The 17,707-nt window shown below is 71.1% G+C and carries 16 protein-coding genes; 7 read left to right on the forward strand and 9 right to left on the reverse strand.

The window, feature by feature from the left end:
• The coding region (gene purL / locus VNT50_RS05495; RefSeq protein WP_325484095.1) for a phosphoribosylformylglycinamidine synthase subunit PurL at positions 1 to 1,946 on the reverse strand (1,946 nt) is incomplete at its 3' end.
• A gap of 178 nt (positions 1,947 to 2,124) precedes the next feature.
• Here purL and VNT50_RS05500 point away from each other — a divergent pair.
• Both VNT50_RS05500 and VNT50_RS05505 read left to right on the forward strand, forming a co-directional pair.
• Positions 2,125 to 2,538 carry an ArsR/SmtB family transcription factor gene (locus VNT50_RS05500; RefSeq protein ID WP_325484096.1) on the forward strand — a complete coding sequence of 138 codons (414 nt, stop codon included), beginning with the start codon at positions 2,125 to 2,127 and terminating at the stop codon, positions 2,536 to 2,538.
• 1 nt (position 2,539) lies between these two features.
• Entirely contained in the window at positions 2,540 to 3,520 is a 981-nt protein-coding gene (locus VNT50_RS05505; protein WP_325484097.1) for an SRPBCC family protein, read from the forward strand.
• Between the two features lie 28 nt (positions 3,521 to 3,548).
• Here the strand turns inward: VNT50_RS05505 and VNT50_RS05510 are convergent, their stop codons facing one another.
• The 4 genes from VNT50_RS05510 to VNT50_RS05525 form a co-directional block, all read right to left on the reverse strand.
• The gene (locus VNT50_RS05510) at positions 3,549 to 4,388 is read right to left on the reverse strand and encodes an esterase/lipase family protein (RefSeq protein ID WP_325484098.1); all 840 of its coding nucleotides are present in this window, start codon (positions 4,386 to 4,388) and stop codon (positions 3,549 to 3,551) included.
• Positions 4,389 to 4,478: 90 nt separating this feature from the next.
• Positions 4,479 to 4,868: a hypothetical protein gene (locus VNT50_RS05515; protein WP_325484099.1), complete on the reverse strand. Its 390-nt coding sequence runs from the start codon at positions 4,866 to 4,868 to the stop codon at positions 4,479 to 4,481.
• A gap of 58 nt (positions 4,869 to 4,926) precedes the next feature.
• A complete protein-coding gene (locus VNT50_RS05520; protein ID WP_325484100.1) occupies positions 4,927 to 6,177 on the reverse strand; it encodes an amidohydrolase in 1,251 nt (416 codons plus the stop codon).
• 407 nt (positions 6,178 to 6,584) lie between these two features.
• Positions 6,585 to 8,276, reverse strand: a complete 1,692-nt coding sequence (locus VNT50_RS05525; protein WP_325484101.1) for a glycoside hydrolase family 13 protein — start codon at positions 8,274 to 8,276, stop codon at positions 6,585 to 6,587.
• A gap of 66 nt (positions 8,277 to 8,342) precedes the next feature.
• Here VNT50_RS05525 and VNT50_RS05530 point away from each other — a divergent pair, with 66 nt between their 5' ends.
• Positions 8,343 to 8,888 (forward strand): adenine phosphoribosyltransferase, encoded by a 546-nt coding sequence (locus VNT50_RS05530; RefSeq protein ID WP_325484102.1) that lies wholly within the window; start codon positions 8,343 to 8,345, stop codon positions 8,886 to 8,888.
• A 3-nt stretch (positions 8,889 to 8,891) separates the two neighbouring features.
• On the opposite strand, the gene VNT50_RS05535 is transcribed toward VNT50_RS05530, so the two are convergent.
• The 4 genes from VNT50_RS05535 to uraD are packed head-to-tail and all read right to left on the reverse strand — an operon-like array spanning position 8,892 to position 12,122.
• Positions 8,892 to 10,313, reverse strand: a complete 1,422-nt coding sequence (locus tag VNT50_RS05535) for an amidohydrolase family protein (RefSeq protein WP_325484103.1) — start codon at positions 10,311 to 10,313, stop codon at positions 8,892 to 8,894.
• Positions 10,289 to 11,203, reverse strand: a complete 915-nt coding sequence (gene pucL / locus VNT50_RS05540) for a factor-independent urate hydroxylase (protein WP_325484104.1) — start codon at positions 11,201 to 11,203, stop codon at positions 10,289 to 10,291. Before pucL ends, VNT50_RS05535 begins: the two co-directional genes overlap by 25 nt.
• Before the next feature lie 2 nt (positions 11,204 to 11,205).
• On the reverse strand, positions 11,206 to 11,571 hold the full coding sequence (gene uraH / locus VNT50_RS05545; RefSeq protein ID WP_325484105.1) for a hydroxyisourate hydrolase: 366 nt from the start codon (positions 11,569 to 11,571) through the stop codon (positions 11,206 to 11,208).
• On the reverse strand, positions 11,568 to 12,122 hold the full coding sequence (gene uraD, locus VNT50_RS05550) for a 2-oxo-4-hydroxy-4-carboxy-5-ureidoimidazoline decarboxylase (RefSeq protein WP_325484106.1): 555 nt from the start codon (positions 12,120 to 12,122) through the stop codon (positions 11,568 to 11,570). The genes uraH and uraD overlap by 4 nt, the downstream gene beginning before the upstream one ends.
• A 232-nt stretch (positions 12,123 to 12,354) precedes the next feature.
• On the opposite strand from uraD, the gene allB reads away from it, so the two are divergent.
• The 4 genes from allB to VNT50_RS05570 are packed head-to-tail and all read left to right on the forward strand — an operon-like array spanning position 12,355 to position 17,706.
• On the forward strand, positions 12,355 to 13,737 hold the full coding sequence (gene allB, locus VNT50_RS05555) for an allantoinase AllB (protein WP_325484107.1): 1,383 nt from the start codon (positions 12,355 to 12,357) through the stop codon (positions 13,735 to 13,737).
• Between the two features lie 47 nt (positions 13,738 to 13,784).
• On the forward strand, positions 13,785 to 14,888 hold the full coding sequence (locus VNT50_RS05560) for an acetamidase/formamidase family protein (RefSeq protein WP_325484108.1): 1,104 nt from the start codon (positions 13,785 to 13,787) through the stop codon (positions 14,886 to 14,888).
• Complete coding sequence (locus VNT50_RS05565; RefSeq protein WP_325484109.1) at positions 14,885 to 16,465, forward strand: AtzH-like domain-containing protein; 1,581 nt, start codon at positions 14,885 to 14,887, stop codon at positions 16,463 to 16,465. Before VNT50_RS05560 ends, VNT50_RS05565 begins: the two co-directional genes overlap by 4 nt.
• Positions 16,462 to 17,706 carry a pyridoxal-phosphate-dependent aminotransferase family protein gene (locus tag VNT50_RS05570; protein WP_325484110.1) on the forward strand — a complete coding sequence of 415 codons (1,245 nt, stop codon included), beginning with the start codon at positions 16,462 to 16,464 and terminating at the stop codon, positions 17,704 to 17,706. The genes VNT50_RS05565 and VNT50_RS05570 overlap by 4 nt, the downstream gene beginning before the upstream one ends.
• Position 17,707: the final 1 nt, after the last annotated feature.

Raw genomic sequence — 17,707 nt, forward strand, 5'->3', positions numbered from 1 at the left:
CGCGGTGCGAGCTCGTGGAGCGTGCGTATGAGCTCAGCCTCGCGCTGGAGGTCGAGTGGCGCCGGACGGCCGGCGAGCTCCCCGTAGACCACCTGGTACTCGGAGCCGTCGAACGAGAGCTCCGGCTCGCCGGCGAGGTAGATCGTCTCGCCGTGGCCCCACGTTGCCGGCATCGCGCGCACGTCAGCGACGAGACCGACGCAGCCGACGACCGGCGTGGGGTGGATCGAGCGTCCGTCCGTGTCGTTGTAGAGCGAGACGTTGCCCGAGACGACCGGGATCCCGAGCGCCTCGCAGGCGGCGGACATGCCCTCGATCGTCTCGGCCAGCTCCCACGCGATCTCCGGCTTCTCGGGGCTGCCGAAGTTGAGGCAGTCGGTGACGGCCGTCGGGATCGCGCCGGTGACGGCGACGTTGCGGTAGGCCTCGGCGAGCGCAAGCTTCGCGCCCTGGTACGGATCGAGCTGGCAGAACCGGCCGTTGCAGTCGGTGGCGATGGCGAAGCCGAGGCCGGACTCCTCGTCGACGCGGATCATGCCGGCGTCGTCGGGGAACGACAGTGCGGTGTTGCCCATGACGTAGTAGTCGTACTGGTTCGTCACCCACGACGTGTCGGCGAGGTTCGGGCTGGCGAGCAGCTGCGTGAACTGGGCGCGCAGCGTGTCGGGATCGTCGGTGCGGGGAAGGGCGCTCGCCGAGTCGTCGCGGAGCGCGTCGATCCAGTCGGGGTAGGCGACAGGGCGCTCGTAGACGGGGCCGTCGACGGCGACCGTCGACGGGTCGACGTTCACGATCTCTTCGCCGTGCCAGTGGATGACGAGGCGTCCGTTGCCGGTGACCTCGCCGAGCACGCTGGTCTCGACATCCCACTTCGTCGTCACCGCGAGGAAGTCATCGAGCTTCTCGGGTGCGACGATCGCCATCATGCGCTCCTGCGACTCCGACATGAGGATCTCTTCGGGCGTGAGCGTGGGGTCGCGCAGCAGCACCTTCTCGAGGTCGACGAACATGCCGCTGCCGCCGTTGGCGGCGAGCTCGGAGGTCGCGCACGAGATGCCGGCCGCGCCGAGGTCCTGGATCGCCTCGACGAGGTCGTCGCGGTACAGCTCGAGGCAGCACTCGATGAGCACCTTCTCGGCGAACGGATCGCCCACCTGCACGGCGGGGCGCTTGGTGGGGCCGGCCGAGTCGAAGGAGTCCGACGCGAGAATGGATGCTCCGCCGATGCCGTCGCCGCCGGTGCGGGCGCCGAACAGCACGACCTTGTTGCCGGCGCCGCTCGCGTTGGCGAGCTTGATGTCTTCGTGGCGCATCACGCCGACCGCGAGGGCGTTGACGAGCGGGTTGCCCTGGTACACCGCGTCGAACACCGTCTCCCCGCCGATGTTGGGCAGGCCGAGGCAGTTGCCGTAGAACGAGATGCCGCTCACGACGCCGTGCACGACGCGCGCCGTGTCGGGGTCATCGATCGCGCCGAAGCGCAGCTGGTCCATGATCGCGACCGGACGGGCGCCCATCGAGATGATGTCGCGGACGATGCCGCCGACGCCGGTCGCGGCGCCCTGGAACGGCTCGATGTAGCTCGGGTGGTTGTGGCTCTCGACCTTGAACGTGACGGCCCAGCCCTCGCCGACATCCACCACGCCCGCGTTCTGGCCCATGCCGACCATGAGCTTCTCGCGCATCTTGGGGCTGACCTTCTGGCCGAACTGGCGCAGGTAGATCTTGCTTGATTTGTACGAGCAGTGCTCCGACCACATGACCGAGTACATCGCGAGCTCACCGCTCGTGGGGCGGCGCCCGAGGATCTCGCGGATCTGCGCGTACTCGTCGGGCTTCAAACCCAGGGCGGCGTACGGCTGCTCCCGGTCGGGGGTGGCGACGGCGTTGGCGACGGTGTCTGCACGGGATGCCGCTGGCGCGGCCTGGGGGGTGGGGATTGTCACGCGGCTGAACTCCAAGATCGCGGGGATGCCGGACGAAGGCCAAGTCTAGTTGGGCGAGGTGGGAGGAACCGCTCCGGGTGGCGTGCCGGGGGGCGGCGGTGATGCGCGGTTGGGGGTCAGCGGTTTCCGACACGCGGGGCCTTGCGTGGTACCGGCATCCTGCGTAATATACAACCAAATGGTTGCATATCTTGAAGCGAGCGAGCTGACCGATGACGAGACCGATCGCGTCTTCCAGGCGCTCGCGACGGCGACGCGACGCGACATCCTCCGTCGCACGATCGAGGGTGAGCAGTCGATATCGGCGCTCGCGTCGGCGTACGACATGTCGTTCACCGCGGTGCAGAAGCACATCGGCGTGCTCGAGGCCGCGGGTCTCGTCATCAAACGCGCCGAGGGTCGCGAACGCCTTGTCCGGGCAGATCCGACCATGATCGCCCGCGCCCGCGCGCTGCTGACGCGCTACGAAGAGCTCTGGCGGGCGCGCATCGATCGCCTCGACATCCTGCTCGCCGCGCAGCCCTCGCCGCCTTCCGCTCCGCATCCGTCCGACAAGTCCAGAGAAGACAAACCGTCCGAAGAAGGAGACTGACATGCCCGTCACCGAAGTCAACACCGATCCCGAAGCCCTCACGATGACGCTCATCGCCGACTTCGCCGCTCCCGTGGAGCGCGTCTGGCACGCGTTCACCGATCCGCGCCAGCTCGAGCTGTTCTGGGGTCCCCCCGGTTGGCCGGCGACGTTCACCGCGTTCGACCTGACCGTTGGAGGGCGAGCGCTCTACAACATGACGAGCCCCCGGGGAGAGAAGTCCGGCGGATCGTGGGAGTTCCTCGCGATCGACGCTCCGCGGCGGCTCGAGGTGCTCGACGCCTTCGCGAGCGACGACGGTGAGCCGCTTGAGGGGATGCCGGTCATGCGCGTCACCTACGCGTTCGACGAGTCCGAGGCCGGAACGAGACTGACGAACGTGACCTACTTCGCGACGGCCGAGGCCCTGGAGCAGGCCGTGTCGTTCGGGGCCGCCGAGGGCTCGAAGATGGCGATCAACCAGCTCGACCGCGTGCTGGAGGGGCTTCGCGCCTACGCGCAGGGCAAGGGCACGCAGACCGAGGTGCTCGATGACACGCACGTGAGCATCACGCGCCTGATCGACGGGCCGCGCGAGCTCGTGTGGCGCGCGCACCACGACCCCGAGCTGATGCGGCGCTGGCTGCTCGGGCCCGACGGCTGGCAGATGACGGTGTGCGAGGTGGATCCGACCGTGGGCGGCCGGTACCGCTACGCGTGGGCGCCCGATGAGGGCACCGAGGGCGCCGCCTTCGGTTTCGACGGCGAGACCCTGCTGATCGACGAGCCGCGGCGCGCGGTGACGACCGAGCACATGACCGGCACCGACTACCCCTCCACCCTCAACGACCTGAACCTGCGGGAAGAGGACGGCGCGACGCTGATCACCCTCCTCATCGAATACCCCGACAAGGAGACGCGCGACATGGTGCTCGCGACGGGGATGACGGAGGGCATGGAGACCAGCTACGCCCGGCTCGAGGGGATTCTCGCGAACGCCTGAGCGAGGCGGGCGAGGCCGGACCCGCGGGTCACTCGCTGCCCAGCATCCGCACCCCCTCGATCACGGCCCGATGCGTCTCGGCAGACCCGAGCACGCGGAAGTGCCCGACGCCCGGCACCTGCACGTTCGTCGCACCCTCGAGCACGCTGCCGCCGGGGATGTGCGGGTCGTAGCGGCCGAAGATCGAGACGATGCGGCCGTTCACCGACGACTCGTTTCCGAGCATCACGATGGTGTCGTCGTTGGGGAGGAAGGCGCGGATGCTGGGCACGATGAACAGGCCGGCGAGAGAGGAACCCCCGAACGGCGTGCAGATCGCGACCAGCCCGCGGAGGCCGAGCGGTTCGACGTCGCCCCCGGTCGGTGCCGGAGCGCTCGCCGCCGCCTCGGCGGGGTCGCCGCCGGTGACCGCCTCGATCGCCGCGGCGGTCGCCGCGCCCGATGCGACGAGCAGGTGCTTGCCGATCAGTCCGCCCTTGCTGTGCGCCACGAGCACGCGCCCGGCGGCCGGGGCGGGGTGCTTCGCGAGGGTCCGGCCGAGCCGCTCGGATGTCTGCACGATGCCGCGCCGGTTGGAGCCGAGGCCGTGCACCACGCTCACGCGGTGTCCGGCGTCGCTGAGCGCGTCACCGAGGGGGCGCAGGAAGGTCCAGTGCTCGTACACCCCGGGCAGCAGCACGATCTCGGGGAGCGAATCCGACCCCGAACGCCAGGCGGCGGGCGCGGGCCGACGGCCGGCGATCGACCACGGCGGCCGCAGGATCGCGAGCTGCCGGCGCGCGGCGTAGACGTAGTCGAGCGCCCACCACCAGGCATGCGCGAGACGCGACGGCCGCGCGGGCGGGGTCGCGTCATCGGCCGGATCCATGAGCCGAAGTCTACGAGCCGGGCCAGGGGGCTGTCGGGCGCGGAGTCAGGCCGGCCTCGTGCGGGCGTCAGACTCGGCCCGGAGCACGCGTCACGCCGGCGCGGGGACGCGGATCCGGCGCGCGGTGGACGGCGCCGGGGTCGACGGTGCCGGGGTCGATGGCGCCGGGGTCGATCGGGACGGATGGCGGACACCCACGCCGAGCTCGGGGGCCGGTGGCAGCGCGCGCGCCTCACCGACGGTCAGCCGCGCCAAGGCCGGGTGGCTCCGCACGAGCGCGCCGATGGAGCGGATCAGCGCGACGGCACCCGGCGGGCGGGTCCAGGGCGCGTCGCCGGCGCGGGCGGTCAGGCCCGCCTCGACGGCGAGCAGCGCGTCATAAGGGAGCGGCAGCGCGTCGTCTCGGGCGATCGCGTCGAGCACGTCGGCAACAGTCCAATTATCGGCAATTGGACTGTGCGCGAGGTTCGTGGTGTCCATTTGCCAAGATTGGCAGATATTGGCTTGTATCGAGCGGGCCAATCTGAGAAGCGTGGACCTACTCGTCCCGGGGGGCCAGCCACTCGCGGGCGGCGACCACGAGGTTCGCGACGCCGTTGTCGAGCGTCGGCTGCAGCACGGGCGCATAGAACGGCGAGTGGTTCGTCGGGATGTCGCGCTCGACCGTGCCGGCGGCGGTGGCCTCCGCGAACGCCTTCGGGTCGACCCCGCCCCAGAACCAGAAGACGAGGGGCACACCCGCCTCGCGCGCGAACCACGAGACATCCTCGCTGCCCGTGAACATGCCGGGGTCGATGACGGTTCCCTCGCCGAAGGCGCGGTGGAAAGCGGCGGTGAGACGCGCGGTGGCATCGTGGTCGTTGATCGTCGGCGGCAGTGTGTGGTCGGTCGTGATCGTGGGCGGGGTCTCCACCCCGGATGCCGCGGCTTCGGCGTTCACGATGCGCTCGACCTTCGCGAGCACGCGCTCGCGCGCCGCGTCATCGGGGTAGCGCAGGCTCAGCTCGAGCCTCGCCTCGGCGGGGATTATGTTGTTCTTGAGTCCGGCGTGGATCGAGCCGACGGTCACGACCGCGACATCCCGCGGGTCGACCTCGCGCGACACGATCGTCTGCAGCCGCATGACGGTCGCCGCGGCGAGCACGATGGGATCGATCGTCGAGTGCGGGCGGGAGCCGTGTCCGCCGCGCCCGTAGAGCATCACGGTGATGCCGTCGGACGCGGCCATCTGGGTGCCGGGGCGCACGCCGATCGTGCCGGCGGGCAGCGGCGTCACGTGCTGGCCGAGCACGATGTCGGGGCGTGGGACGCGGTCGAACAGGTCGTCGGCGATCATCGCCTGCGACCCGGCGCCGTACTCCTCGGCGGGCTGGAAGAGCGCGACGACCGTGCCCGCCCACTCGTCACGGGTCGCGACGAGGCGCTCGATCGCGCCGATCAGGGCCGAGACGTGCATGTCGTGGCCGCACGCGTGCATGACCGGAACCTCGGTGCCCGCGGGATCCCGGCCGTGGGCGGTGCTGGCGTACTCGAGGCCCGTGCGCTCCTCGACCGGAAGCGCGTCCATGTCGGCGCGCAGCCAGACGACGGGGCCGTCGCCGGAGTTTCCTGAGCCCGTCGGAGGGTTGCGCAGCACCGCAGCGACTCCGGTGAGCCCGACGCCCTCGATAACCTCGAGGCCGAGGTCGCGCATGTGCTGTGCGGCGATGCCGGCGGTGCGCGTCTCCTGGAACGACAGCTCGGGATGCCGGTGCAGGTCGATGTAGAGGGACTCGAGGTCGATCGTCATGGCTCCGAGCCTAGACGGGCGTTACGTCCGCCAATCCGGGGGCCACCGTGGCGCCCTCCGCGCCGCGCGACCCCCGCCGCGCCACGGGTTTGGGGCGCATGAGTCACTTGGGGCACGGGTTTGGGGCGCATAAGTCACGTTGGGGCGGGGGAATTGCGCCCCAATGTTCGTGGGGCGCCCCAAACCCCGTGTGCGAGGTGCCGGTGTGCGAGGTGCCGGTGCGAGGTGCCCGTACGAGGTGCCCGTGTGCGAGGTGCCCGTGCGAGGTGCCCGTACGAGGTGCCCGTACGAGACGTGGCCCGGATGGCGAGACGTGGCCCGGACGGCTCGAGGTGGGCCGGACCGGCGCCCGGTGGCCCGGACGGCGCGAGGTGGGCCGGACCGGCGCCCGGTCAGTCAGCGTCGCGTCAGGCGCGCTCGAACCAGACCGTCGTGTCGGCCGGAACGGCCGTGCCGTCGAACGCCTCGCTCTGGATGAGAAACCCGACAGCACCCAGCTCGACCGCGGCGTCGCCGAGATTCGCGACCACGTCCAGCGCCCCGCGGCGGAAGGCCACGACATCCGGCCCGTATCCCTCCAGCCACTCGAGCTCGCCCGCGCCGAGCGAGAACCGCGCGCGCAGTTCGAGCAGTCGCGTGTAGAGGTTGAGCGTCGAGCGCGGGTCGGCCTGCTGCACGTCCCGGGCGAACGCCGCCCACTCCGCGGGCTGGGGCAGCCAGGAGGCACCGGTGTCGTTGAACCCGTGGGCGGCGCCCTCGGCGGTCCAGGGCAGCGGTACCCGGCATCCGTCTCGCCCATATCGTTCGCCCCCCGTGCGGAACCATGTCGGATCCTGGCGGGCGGCGTCGGGGAGGTCGATGACCTCGGGCAGGCCGAGCTCCTCGCCCTGGTAGAGGTAGGCCGAGCCGGGCAGCGCGAGCATGAGGGTCGTGGCCGCGCGGGCGCGGCGGAGGCCGACGTCGGCGATCGGCTTGCCGGGGGAGTCCGGCCCGATGCCGTAACCCTGAGGGTTCTCGGCCGTCAGCGCGAGCCGCGACGCATGCCGCACGACGTCGTGGTTCGACAGCACCCATGTGCTCGGGGCCCCGACCGCTCCGTAGGCGCGGATCGACCCGTCGATCACGGCGCGGAGGGCCGCGGCATCCCACTTGGTCTGGAGGTATTCGAAGTTGAACGCCTGATGCATCTCGTCGGGGCGCACCCAGAGGGCGGTCTTCTCGATCGTCGGAAGCCACGCCTCGGCGCACAGCGCGCGGTCGCCGTCGTACTCCGCAACGAGTTTGTGCCAGTCGCGGTAGACCTCGTGCACGCCCTCCTGCGCCCAGTACGGCACGTCGGATTCTTCGCCGCCCATCGACGCGGCGTCGGTGGGCGGCGTGTAGTCGGGCAGACCGTCGGCCTTGATCAGGCCGTGCGCCACATCGACGCGGAAGCCGTCGACTCCGCGGTCGAGCCAGAAGCGCAGGATGCGGCGGAACTCCTCCCACACGACCGGGTTCGACCAGTCGAAGTCGGGCTGGGACGCGTCGAAGATGTGCAGGTACCACTGGCCGGGCGTGCCGTCCGGGTTCGTGGTGCGGCTCCACGCGGGACCGCCGAAGACGGACTCCCAGTTGTTCGGGGGCAATTCGCCGGATTCGCCCTTGCCGTCCCGGAACAGGTAGCGGGCGCGTGCGGCGCTGCCCGGACCGGCCGCGAGGGCCTCCTGGAACCAGACGTGCTGGTCGCTCGAGTGGTTGGGCACCAGGTCGACGATGACGCGGATGCCGCGGGCATGGGCGGCGGACAGCATCGCGTCGAAGTCGTCCAGGGTGCCGAAGAGCGGGTCGACGTCGCAGTAGTCGGCGACGTCGTAGCCGGCGTCCTTCTGCGGGGAGGTCATGAACGGGCTCAGCCAGATCGCGTCGACGCCGAGTCGCTGCAGATCATCGAGGTGCTCGGTGACACCGGGCAGGTCGCCGACGCCGTCGCCATTCGCGTCCGCGAACGAGCGCGGATAGATCTGGTAGATGACGGCGGTGCGCCACCACTCGGAGCCGGGCATGGCGAGAGCGAGCTCGTCGGCGACTCCGAGCCCGGCGGCCTGCGTGAATGTCATCCGCCCAGGATAGGGCAAACGTTTGCAGGGTCTGGATGCGTGACGGGCGGCGGCTATCGTGACCGGATGGACGTCTCACCTCGCCCCGATCGCACTTCCGCCCTGCACCGCGCCGAGGCGCTGATCGCGACGATTCGCGACTACCCGGAGCCCGGGATCGTCTTCCGCGACTTGACGCCGCTTTTCGCAGACGCGGAGGCCCTCCACGACGTCATCGACGCGCTGATCGCCCCATTCGCGGGCACTTTCGACGCGGTAGCGGGAATCGAGGCGCGCGGGTTCGTGCTCGCGGGTGCGGCATCGCGTGCCGCGGGGGTTGGGCTCGTCCCGATTCGCAAGGCGGGCAGGCTTCCCCGAGAGCGGGTGTCTGCCGACTACGCCCTCGAGTACGGCGCGGCGACGATCGAGGCGCATCGCGGCGATCTGCCCGAGGGCTCGCGGGTGCTGCTCCTCGACGATGTGCTCGCGACCGGCGGGACGCTCCGTGCGGCGCACGAGATCGGTACCGCGCTCTGCTGGGATGTCGTCGGGACCGCGGTGGTGCTGGAGATCGAAGGGCTCGGCGGGCGGGACACCGTCGGGGCCGACCTGCACGCGGTCTTCGCGGCGTAGAGGTCAGTCCTCGCGGGCCGAGACCCGGCGTCCGCGGACGTAGACGCCGATGACAGCAGGCTCGCGCATCCCCATGAGCAGCGTGAACAGGTGCGACTCGGCGCCCCGCTCGGCCGCCGCGGCCAGGGACTCGCCGAATCCGGGCTGTGCCGCGGCATCCACGATCACGAAATCAGCTTCCTTGCCGACATCGAGGTTGCCGATCAGCGCCTCCTGGTCGAGCGCGCGGGCCCCCGCCAGGGTGCCGAGGAACAGCAGCTGCGCCGGGTGCAATGCCTGTGCGGCCGCGCCATCCTCGCTCATGTGCACCTTGTAGCAGTCGTTCAGCACCCGGGGGATGAGCCACTCGTCGCCCGCGCCGATATCGGTGCCGATCGCGACGTTCACACCCGTCGCGACCGTGCGGCGCCACGGCATCGTGCCGCTGCCGAGGAAGAGCTGCGAGCTCGGGCAATGCGCGATCGACGAGCCCGTCTCGGCGAGGCGATCGAGTTCGCGGTCGTGGCAGTGCACGGCGTGCGCCAGGATGCTGCGCCGGCCCAGCAGGCTTTCGCCGCCGGTGCGCGAGCCCGACAGGAACCGTCCGTCGTACGTGTCGAGGTAGCACTCCACGTCGTAGAGGTCGCGGACGGCCTGGGTCTCGCCGTCGCCGGGCCGGTCGTTCTCGTTGAGGTGGGTGTGGAAGTAGACGCCGTCGCCGCGCGCGTCGGCGTAGAGGTCGCCGATGCGGGCGAGCGTTTCGGTCGTGACGGAGAGGCTGAAGCGCGGGATGACGGCGACCTGGGCGAGCCCAGAACGCGCCTCGGACGCCGGACCGGCCGGATCCCGCCCGTGCCAGCGGGCGATCTCGTCGCGCGCGAGGCTGATCGCGTCATCCTCGCTCGTCAGCAGGGTAGCCGCGCTCGGCGGACCGACGGTCTGGATGCCGCGTCCGCTCACGATGCGCAGGCCCGCCTGCAGGGTGCGGCCGAAGAGCGCGTTCTGCGCGGCGGGGAACGCGGAGCCGACGACGAGGGCGGATGTCGTGCCCACGGCGACGCGGCGGCGCACGAACGCCGCCGCCACGAGGTCGGCGAAGGCCGGCTCCGACAGGCGCGCCTCGGCGGGGAAGACACACCGCTCGAGCCACTCCAGCAGCTCGCCGCCGCCGAACGCGTCAGTGGTGAAGGTCTGCGGAAAGTGCACGTGGGTGTCGACGAACCCGGGCATGATGCAGCCCTTGGTCAGTACGACGTCATCCAACGCCAGCTCGAGGGGGATGGCGTCCCACGGCCCGGAGTACGAGATGCGGCCCTGCGCATCGACCGCGAGGGCGCCGTCGGGCTCCGAGACGAGCGCACCGGGCGACTCGCCGAGCGTGGGGCGTCCGGTCACATGGATGAGGTGGCCGCGGTAGATCGTCATGAGGTCGGGACGTCGAGCCACGCATCCGGGGCCGGCGGGACACCGTCGCGCACGACGGTGCCCTCGATGAGGCCGTATGGCCGATCGGCCGCGTAGAAGACCTCGCCGGGGTTGTCGAGCCCGAAGGGCGAGAGGTCGTAAAGGAAGTGGTGCTTGTTCGGCATGGCGAAGCGCACCTCCGCGAGCTCGGGCCGGGCCTCGATGGTCGCTTTGCCCATCTCCCACAGGGTCTGCTGGAGCGCGAGGGAATGCACCGTCGCGAACGTCGCGAGCAGCACCTCCTGCACCTCGGCGTACAGGCGGTTGTAGTCGATGCCGACCTCGACGGCTTCGGGCAGGTAACGCCAGCGGGCCGTGACGGAGGTCGCCATGACGCGGTCGTCGGTCTCTGCGAGGGTCGTGTACTTGTCGCGGGGGAACCCCGAGAACTCACTGCCGGTGCTCTTCAGCACGATGAGGTCCTTGATGCCTCCCGTGACGTGGGTGGCGGCATCCAGCACCTGCACGGTCGCGAGCCGCGTGCCTTGGCCCTTGCGCACGAAGGAGTGGTCGTGCGGTTCGCCGCCGACGAGGATCCGCTCCCACTCGAACTGCTCCGCCTGCCAGAGGCCGCCCTCGATCCAGTCGAAACCGCGCACGAAGTGCTCGGCGAGCGTCAGCAGGAACTGCTCGGGCGAGGGGATGCCGTGCTCCTTCGCGAACGCGAAGATCGTGTTCTTCTGCGTGTCGGTGGCGACGACGAGCGCGTTGTCGCCTTTCAGGTACGAGTCGACGAGCGCCGCGCCGCGCAGCTGCGACGTGACGTTCAGGTCGGTGATCTCATGCCGCGCCGTGTCGCGCACGACGCGCACGACGCGGTTCTCGGCCTTGCCGTACTTGTTGGCGCCCAGGCTCACGGACACGTCGCTCATCGCTAGCTCCCTCGGTATGTCGTGTAGGCGAATGGGCTCAGCAGCAGGGGCACGTGATGATGCCGGGTGGATCCGTCATCCGCGACGTCAACGGTGAAGGTCACGGTGACGTGCGGGTAGAACGTGGCGACGCCCCGCGCGGAGAAGTACTCGCCGGTGAGGAAGGTCAGCATGTAATCGCCGGCGGGCAGCTCCTCGGGGCCGATCTCCAGGCGGCCGTCGGCGTCGGTGGTGCCGTGCGCGATCACGGAGCCGGGCGCCTCGGCGAGCACCGCGGTGCCGGATGCCGACGCCAAGACGACATCGACGCCTGGGGCGGGGGAGCCGGCGGCCGCGTCGAGCACGTGGGTGGTCAGGTGGGAGCTCATGAGGGTGCCTTCCGGGCGGGTGCGTGTTCGGGTGTTGGGGGTGCGGCGAGTTCGGGGTCTGCGAACGTCGCTCGCAAGCGCAGGATCGCGATCTCGGCGAGCTGCGCGGTCGCCTCCCGCAGTTCGACATCGGGATCGTTCGCGAGGCGGCGCTCGAGCTCGGAGAGTATCTGCTCGGGGGACCGCCCCGCGGCGCGGATCAGGAACACGCGGCCGAAGCGCTCCTCGTACGCGGCGTTGCCGGCCGCGATCCGCGCGGTCGCGTCGGCGGATGCGGCGTCCATCGATGCCTGCTCGCTACGGGATGCCGCGGCCTCCGCGTCGTCGCCCAAGGGTGGTTGCCCGATCCGCGGGTGATGCGCGAGGGCCGCCTCGAGGTCGGCGGGCGACCACGACCCTGCGAGCGAGGCCGCGCGGTCGGCGAGTGCGTCGACCGAGGAGTACGGGCGCGCTTCTACGAGCGACTCGACCCACCAGGGGATGTCGGCCCAGACGCGCACGACGGATGCGGCCGCCGCGGCCTCCGCTGCGTCGAACTCGTCGAGCTCCATGAACCCACGCTAGGGCTTGCGCGTTTCACCCGGATTACGCCGGACCGCGTGGGCACGAGCAAGCGAGACGAGTACGCGCGCCCGCCGCCGCGCGGCCCTCGCCGGCTGAGCTCGTAACCAGCGCGAAACCGGCGGTGTCGCGCGAGGAGACATCGATACGGGAGTGTAGTCACGTACCGCAGGAAGGAGCACGCGTGTCATCGAGGGCTACCGCGTTCGAGGGGAGCGCCTGATGGCGGACAAGCGCCTCGTCATCCGCGCCGGGAGGGCCCTTCTCGACGGGTCCTTCCGGTCCGCGGCGATCGTGGTCGATGACACGCGCATCGTCGACGTGGTCGGGGCGCGTGACAACGTCGCCGGTGCGCGCCAGGTGCTCGTTCCCGACGACGCCGTGCTGCTGCCGGGACTCGTCGACTCGCACGTGCACGTCAACGAGCCGGGCCGCACCGAGTGGGAGGGCTTCCGGTCCGCGACCCTCGCCGCGGCGGCGGGCGGGGTCACGACGATCGTCGACATGCCGCTCAACTCGCTGCCGCCCACGACGACCGTGGAAGCGCTCACTATCAAGAAGGACGCGGCCGCTCCCTCGGCGTTCATCGACATCGGCTTCTGGGGCGGAGCGGTACCCGACAACCTCGGCTCCCTCGCCCCGCTCCACGACGCCGGGGTCTTCGGCTTCAAGTGCTTCCTGTCCCCCTCTGGGGTAGATGAGTTCCCGCACCTCGATCGTGCACAGCTCCTGGCCGCGATGGAGGAGGTCGGCAGGCTCGGGTCCCGGCTCATCGTCCACGCCGAGGACCCGGCGCTGCTCGGCGAGAGCGGCGCCCTCGGACGGGGATACGACGCGTTCCTCGCGTCCCGCCCGGCCGAGAGCGAGGCATCCGCCATCGACGCGGTGATCGACGCGGCCCGCCGCACCGGCGCGCGGGCACACATCCTCCATCTGAGCGATGCGCACTCGTTGCCCGCGATTCGTGCCGCGAAGGCCGAGGGAGTCGCGCTCACGGTCGAGACGTGCCCGCACTACCTGACGATCGTCGCCGAAGAGATCCCCGATGGCGCGAGCGAGTTCAAGTGCTGTCCGCCGATCCGCGGATCCGCAAACCGCGACCTGCTCTGGGCGGGGGTCGTCGACGGCACGATCGACGCGATCGTGAGCGACCACTCGCCGAGCACGATCGACCTGAAGCGCTCGGGCGAGGGCGATTTCGGCCTCGCGTGGGGCGGCATTGCCGGCCTGCAGGTGGGCCTGTCGGCCGTGTGGACCGAGGCGCGCGGGCGCGGCATCCCGCTGGCGCATATCCTGCCGCTGTTCACAACCGGGCCGGCGGCGGTCGCGGGGCTTCCCGGTGCCGGGGTGATCGAGCCCGGCGCACCCGCCCACCTCACCGTGTTCGGTCTCGACGATCCGCTCGTGATCGACGCGCGACGGCTGCTGCACAAGAACCCGATCACGGCGTACGACCAGCGGGTGCTCACCGGCAGGATCAGGCGCACGTGGCTGCACGGCAAGTCGATGTACAACGTCACCGAGGGCGGCGCCGGCGAAGCGCCCCGGTTCCGGGGCAAGCCGCGGGGGCGGCTTCTCTCGGCGCGCGCGATCGCGGCGGCGTGATCGTGCCAAGGCATGCGGCCGAAACGCGGATGCACTTGGATGGGGAGATGGGCGGCGTGATCGAGATCCTGCAACCGGGCATGGGCGAGATCCCCGGTGCGCACTACCTGCCCGCCGCGCGCGAGAACGTGCTGTGGGGCCGGCTGCCGTGCGAGACGGATGCCGCGGTGCTCGCGATCGCGCCGGGGGCGAGCGTCACGATTGACACGGTGAGCCACGAGGGCATCCTCGAAGACCAGGGCAAGGATCCCCTCGCCTTCTTCGGCGGGCACGGCGTGGCCGCGACATCCGTTCTCGAAGACGCCGTCGCGATCGCCGCGCACCTCTCCCGCAACCCCGCGGCCGACGGTCCGCATGTCATCACAGGACCGGTCTTCGTCGAGGGCGCGCAGCCCGGCGACCTGCTCAAGATCACGGTAGAGCGCCTGCAACCGCGCGTGCCGTACGGGATCATCTCGAGCCGCCACGGCAAGGGCGCGCTCGTCGGCGAGCTGCCCCGCGGCGAGGGGACCGTCAGCGTCTTCACCCCGGTCGAATCGCGCGACGGCGAATTGGTCGGCGTTCTTCCGGTCGTCGAGGGCGGCGAGCGCGTCGTGCGGTTCCCGCTCGCGCCGTTCCTCGGCACGATGGGCGTCGCGGTCGCCGGCGCCGAGCGCCCGCACTCCGTGCCACCAGGGCCGCACGGCGGCAACATCGATATCAACCTCCTCGTCGAGGGCACGGTGCTCTACCTTCCGGTACAGGTGCCGGGCGCTCTCGCCTACGTCGGCGACCCGCACTTCGCGCAGGGCGACGGGGAGGTCGCGCTGACAGCCCTCGAGGCATCGCTTCGGGCGACGCTCCGCTTCGACGTCGTGCTGCGCGCCCAGGCGCTCGCCGAGTTCGGCGAGCTCGTCGGTCCGCTCGTGCGCACCGATGAGTACCTCGTGCCGACGGGCCTCGATCCCGACCTGAACGAGGCGATGCGGCGGTGCGTCCGCGCGGCACTGTCGCTGATCCGGGCGCGCTGGGGCCTCGACGAGCACCTCGCGTACGCCTATCTCAGCACGGCGACGGACTTCGACATCTCGCAGGTCGTCGACATCGTGTGCGGGGTGCACGCGCGCATCCGCGAGGCGGATTTCGCCGATGTGCAGAGGGGCGACGCGTGACCGAGACGGCCCTCATTCCGGAAGCCCTGCGAGCGGCGTTCGACGCGTACGAGCGGGCGATCCTCGCGAACGACCTCGATGTGCTCGACGCCTCGTTCGCCCCCGGTCCCGGCACGATGCGCGGCGACACGGCGGGACTGCTGGTCGGGCACGACGCGATCCATGCGTTCCGGGGCCTGCGCGGCGGCGTGCCGGCGCGCGTGATCGAGCGGATCGAGTACCAGCGGCTGGGTGCGGATGCCGCGCTGCTCGTCTCCGTCTCCCGATTCGCGGGCGGGGGCACCGGGCTGCAGACCCAGGTCTGGCAGAGGATCGACGGCCGCTGGCTCATCACCGCTGCCCACGTGACGCCCCGGGCACAGGCGCTCGACAGGTCGGTGTGGCGCGCCGTCGGTGATCCGCTCTGGCAGGGCGCGTGGGAAGGCCCGCTCGCCGGCCTGACGGTCGCGGTCAAGGACCTGTTCGCGATCAAGGGCTACCGCATCGGGGCCGGCAACCCGGCGTATCTCGACGACGCCCGCGCCGAGACCACCACGGCGCCGGCGGTGAGCGATCTGCTCCGCGGCGGGGCCTCGCTCCGCGGCATCGCCCGCACCGACGAGTTCGCGTACAGCATCGCCGGCGACAACGTGCACTACGGAACCCCGCCCAACGGCGCCCTTCCCGGGGCGCTGCCCGGCGGCTCCTCGAGCGGGCCCGCCTCTGCGGTCGCCACCGGCCAGGCCGATGTCGGCCTCGCGACCGACACCGCGGGGTCGGTGCGCGTTCCCGCGTCGTACCAGGGTCTCTGGGGTCTGCGCACGACGCACGGTCTCGTGCCGCGCCAGGGACTGCTGCCCCTCGCGCAGTCGTTCGACACGGTCGGGTGGCTCACGCGCGACGGCGAGACGCTCCAGCGCGTCGCGGACTGGTGCCTGAGCTACGACGGCTCGGAGTCGACCGAGAGCGTCTACGGCGAGTCATCCACCGACCTGGCGTGGCGGTTCGCAGTGCCGACGGAGGTGCGCGACTCCGTCGAGCCCGAGACCCTCGCGGCGTTCGACCGGCGGCTCGGGGTGCTGGGCGCCTCCGTTTCGGAGGTCGCGATCGGCGACCTCGACGAGTACCTCGTCCCATTCCGCGCGGTGCAGGGCGCCGAGGCGTGGCGGAACAACGGCGAGTGGCTGCGCGAGCATCCGGATGCCGTGGGCCCGGCGGTCGCGGAGCGCTTCCGCGCCGCAGCGGCGATCACTCCTGACGAGGAGGCGGCGGCCCGCACGGCCCTCGCCCCGTTGCGCGAGCGCGTCCAGGGCCTCGTCGCCGACACCGTGCTGATCCTCCCGACCGTGCCGGGCCCCGCACCGATGCGGACGTCGGCGGGGGAGCGCGTCGACGCCGTGCGCCGCGAGACCCTGCGCATGACCGCGCCCGCCGCGATCGGCGGGCTGCCGAGCATCTCGATCCCGCTGCTCACCGTCCCCTCGGCGCTCGGCCCCGCCCCGGTCGGCCTCTGCCTCATCGCCCGCGCGGGCACCGACATCGCCCTCGTGCGTCTCGCCCGCCGCCTCGCCGACGTCCTGAAGACGGAGTTCCCATGACCGCCGCTGCCGTCCCAGGCCCGATCGACCCGCCCGCCCGCCTGCTCATGGGACCCGGACCGATCTCGGCGTACCCGAGCGTGCTGCGCGCGATGTCGGCGCCGCTCGTCGGGCAGTACGACCCGTTCATGACGGCGACGATGAACGAGACCCAGGAGCTCTACCGCCGGGTGTGGGGCACGCGGAACGAGGCGACCCTGCTGATCGACGGCACCTCCCGCGCCGGCATCGAGGCAGCGATGGTCTCGCTGATCCGCCCCGGCGATCGCGTGCTCGTGCCCGTCTTCGGCCGCTTCGGCCACCTCCTGGCGGAGATCGCAGAGCGGGCGATGGCCGACGTGCACAAGATCGAGGTGCCGTGGGGTCAGGTGTTCCCGATCGACGTGCTCGACGAGGCCCTCACCCGCGTCACACCGCACCTGCTCGCGCTCGTGCAGGGCGACACGTCGACCACGATGAGCCAGCCGCTCGACGAGGTCGGCGCCCTGTGCGCGAAGCACGGAGCCCTGTTCTACACCGACGCCACGGCGTCGCTCGGCGGCAACCCGTTCGAGCTGGACGAATGGGGGGTGGATGCCGCGACGGCAGGCCTGCAGAAGTGCTTGGGCGGACCATCGGGGTCAGCGCCGCTGAGCCTGTCGCCGCGCGCGGTCGAGGTGGTCCGCTCGCGCGCCAAGGTCGAGGCGGGCATCCGCGAGTCCGGCGATGTCGACGCCGACGACTTCATCCGCTCGAACTACTTCGACCTCGGCATGATCCTGGAGTACTGGGGCCCGCGGCGTCTGAACCACCATACGGAGGCGACTTCGATGCTCTACGCTGCCCGGGAGTGCGCGCGCGTGCTGCTGCTCGAGGGCCGCGACGCCGTGATCGAGCGGCACCGCCTGCACGGTGAGGCGATGCTCGCCGGAGTGCGCGGGCTCGAACTGCAGGTGTTCGGCGACGTCGCCCACAAGATGCACAACGTCGTCGCCGTCGAGATCCCCGAGGGCGTTCCGGGGGACGCCGCGCGCACGGCCATGCTCGAGGACTTCGGCATCGAGATCGGCACGTCCTTCGGACCGCTGCACGGCCGCGTCTGGCGAATCGGCACGATGGGCTACAACGCCCGCAGGGACGCCGTGCTGCAGACGCTCGCGGCGCTCGAGATAGTGCTCGGACGGTTCGGCGCGCGCGTGCCGAGCGGCGGCGGGGTCGAGGCCGCCATGGATGTCTACGCCGATGTCCCGGGTGGCGATTGAA

Source organism: Microbacterium sp. (assembly GCF_035554235.1).
GTDB lineage: Bacteria > Actinomycetota > Actinomycetes > Actinomycetales > Microbacteriaceae > Microbacterium.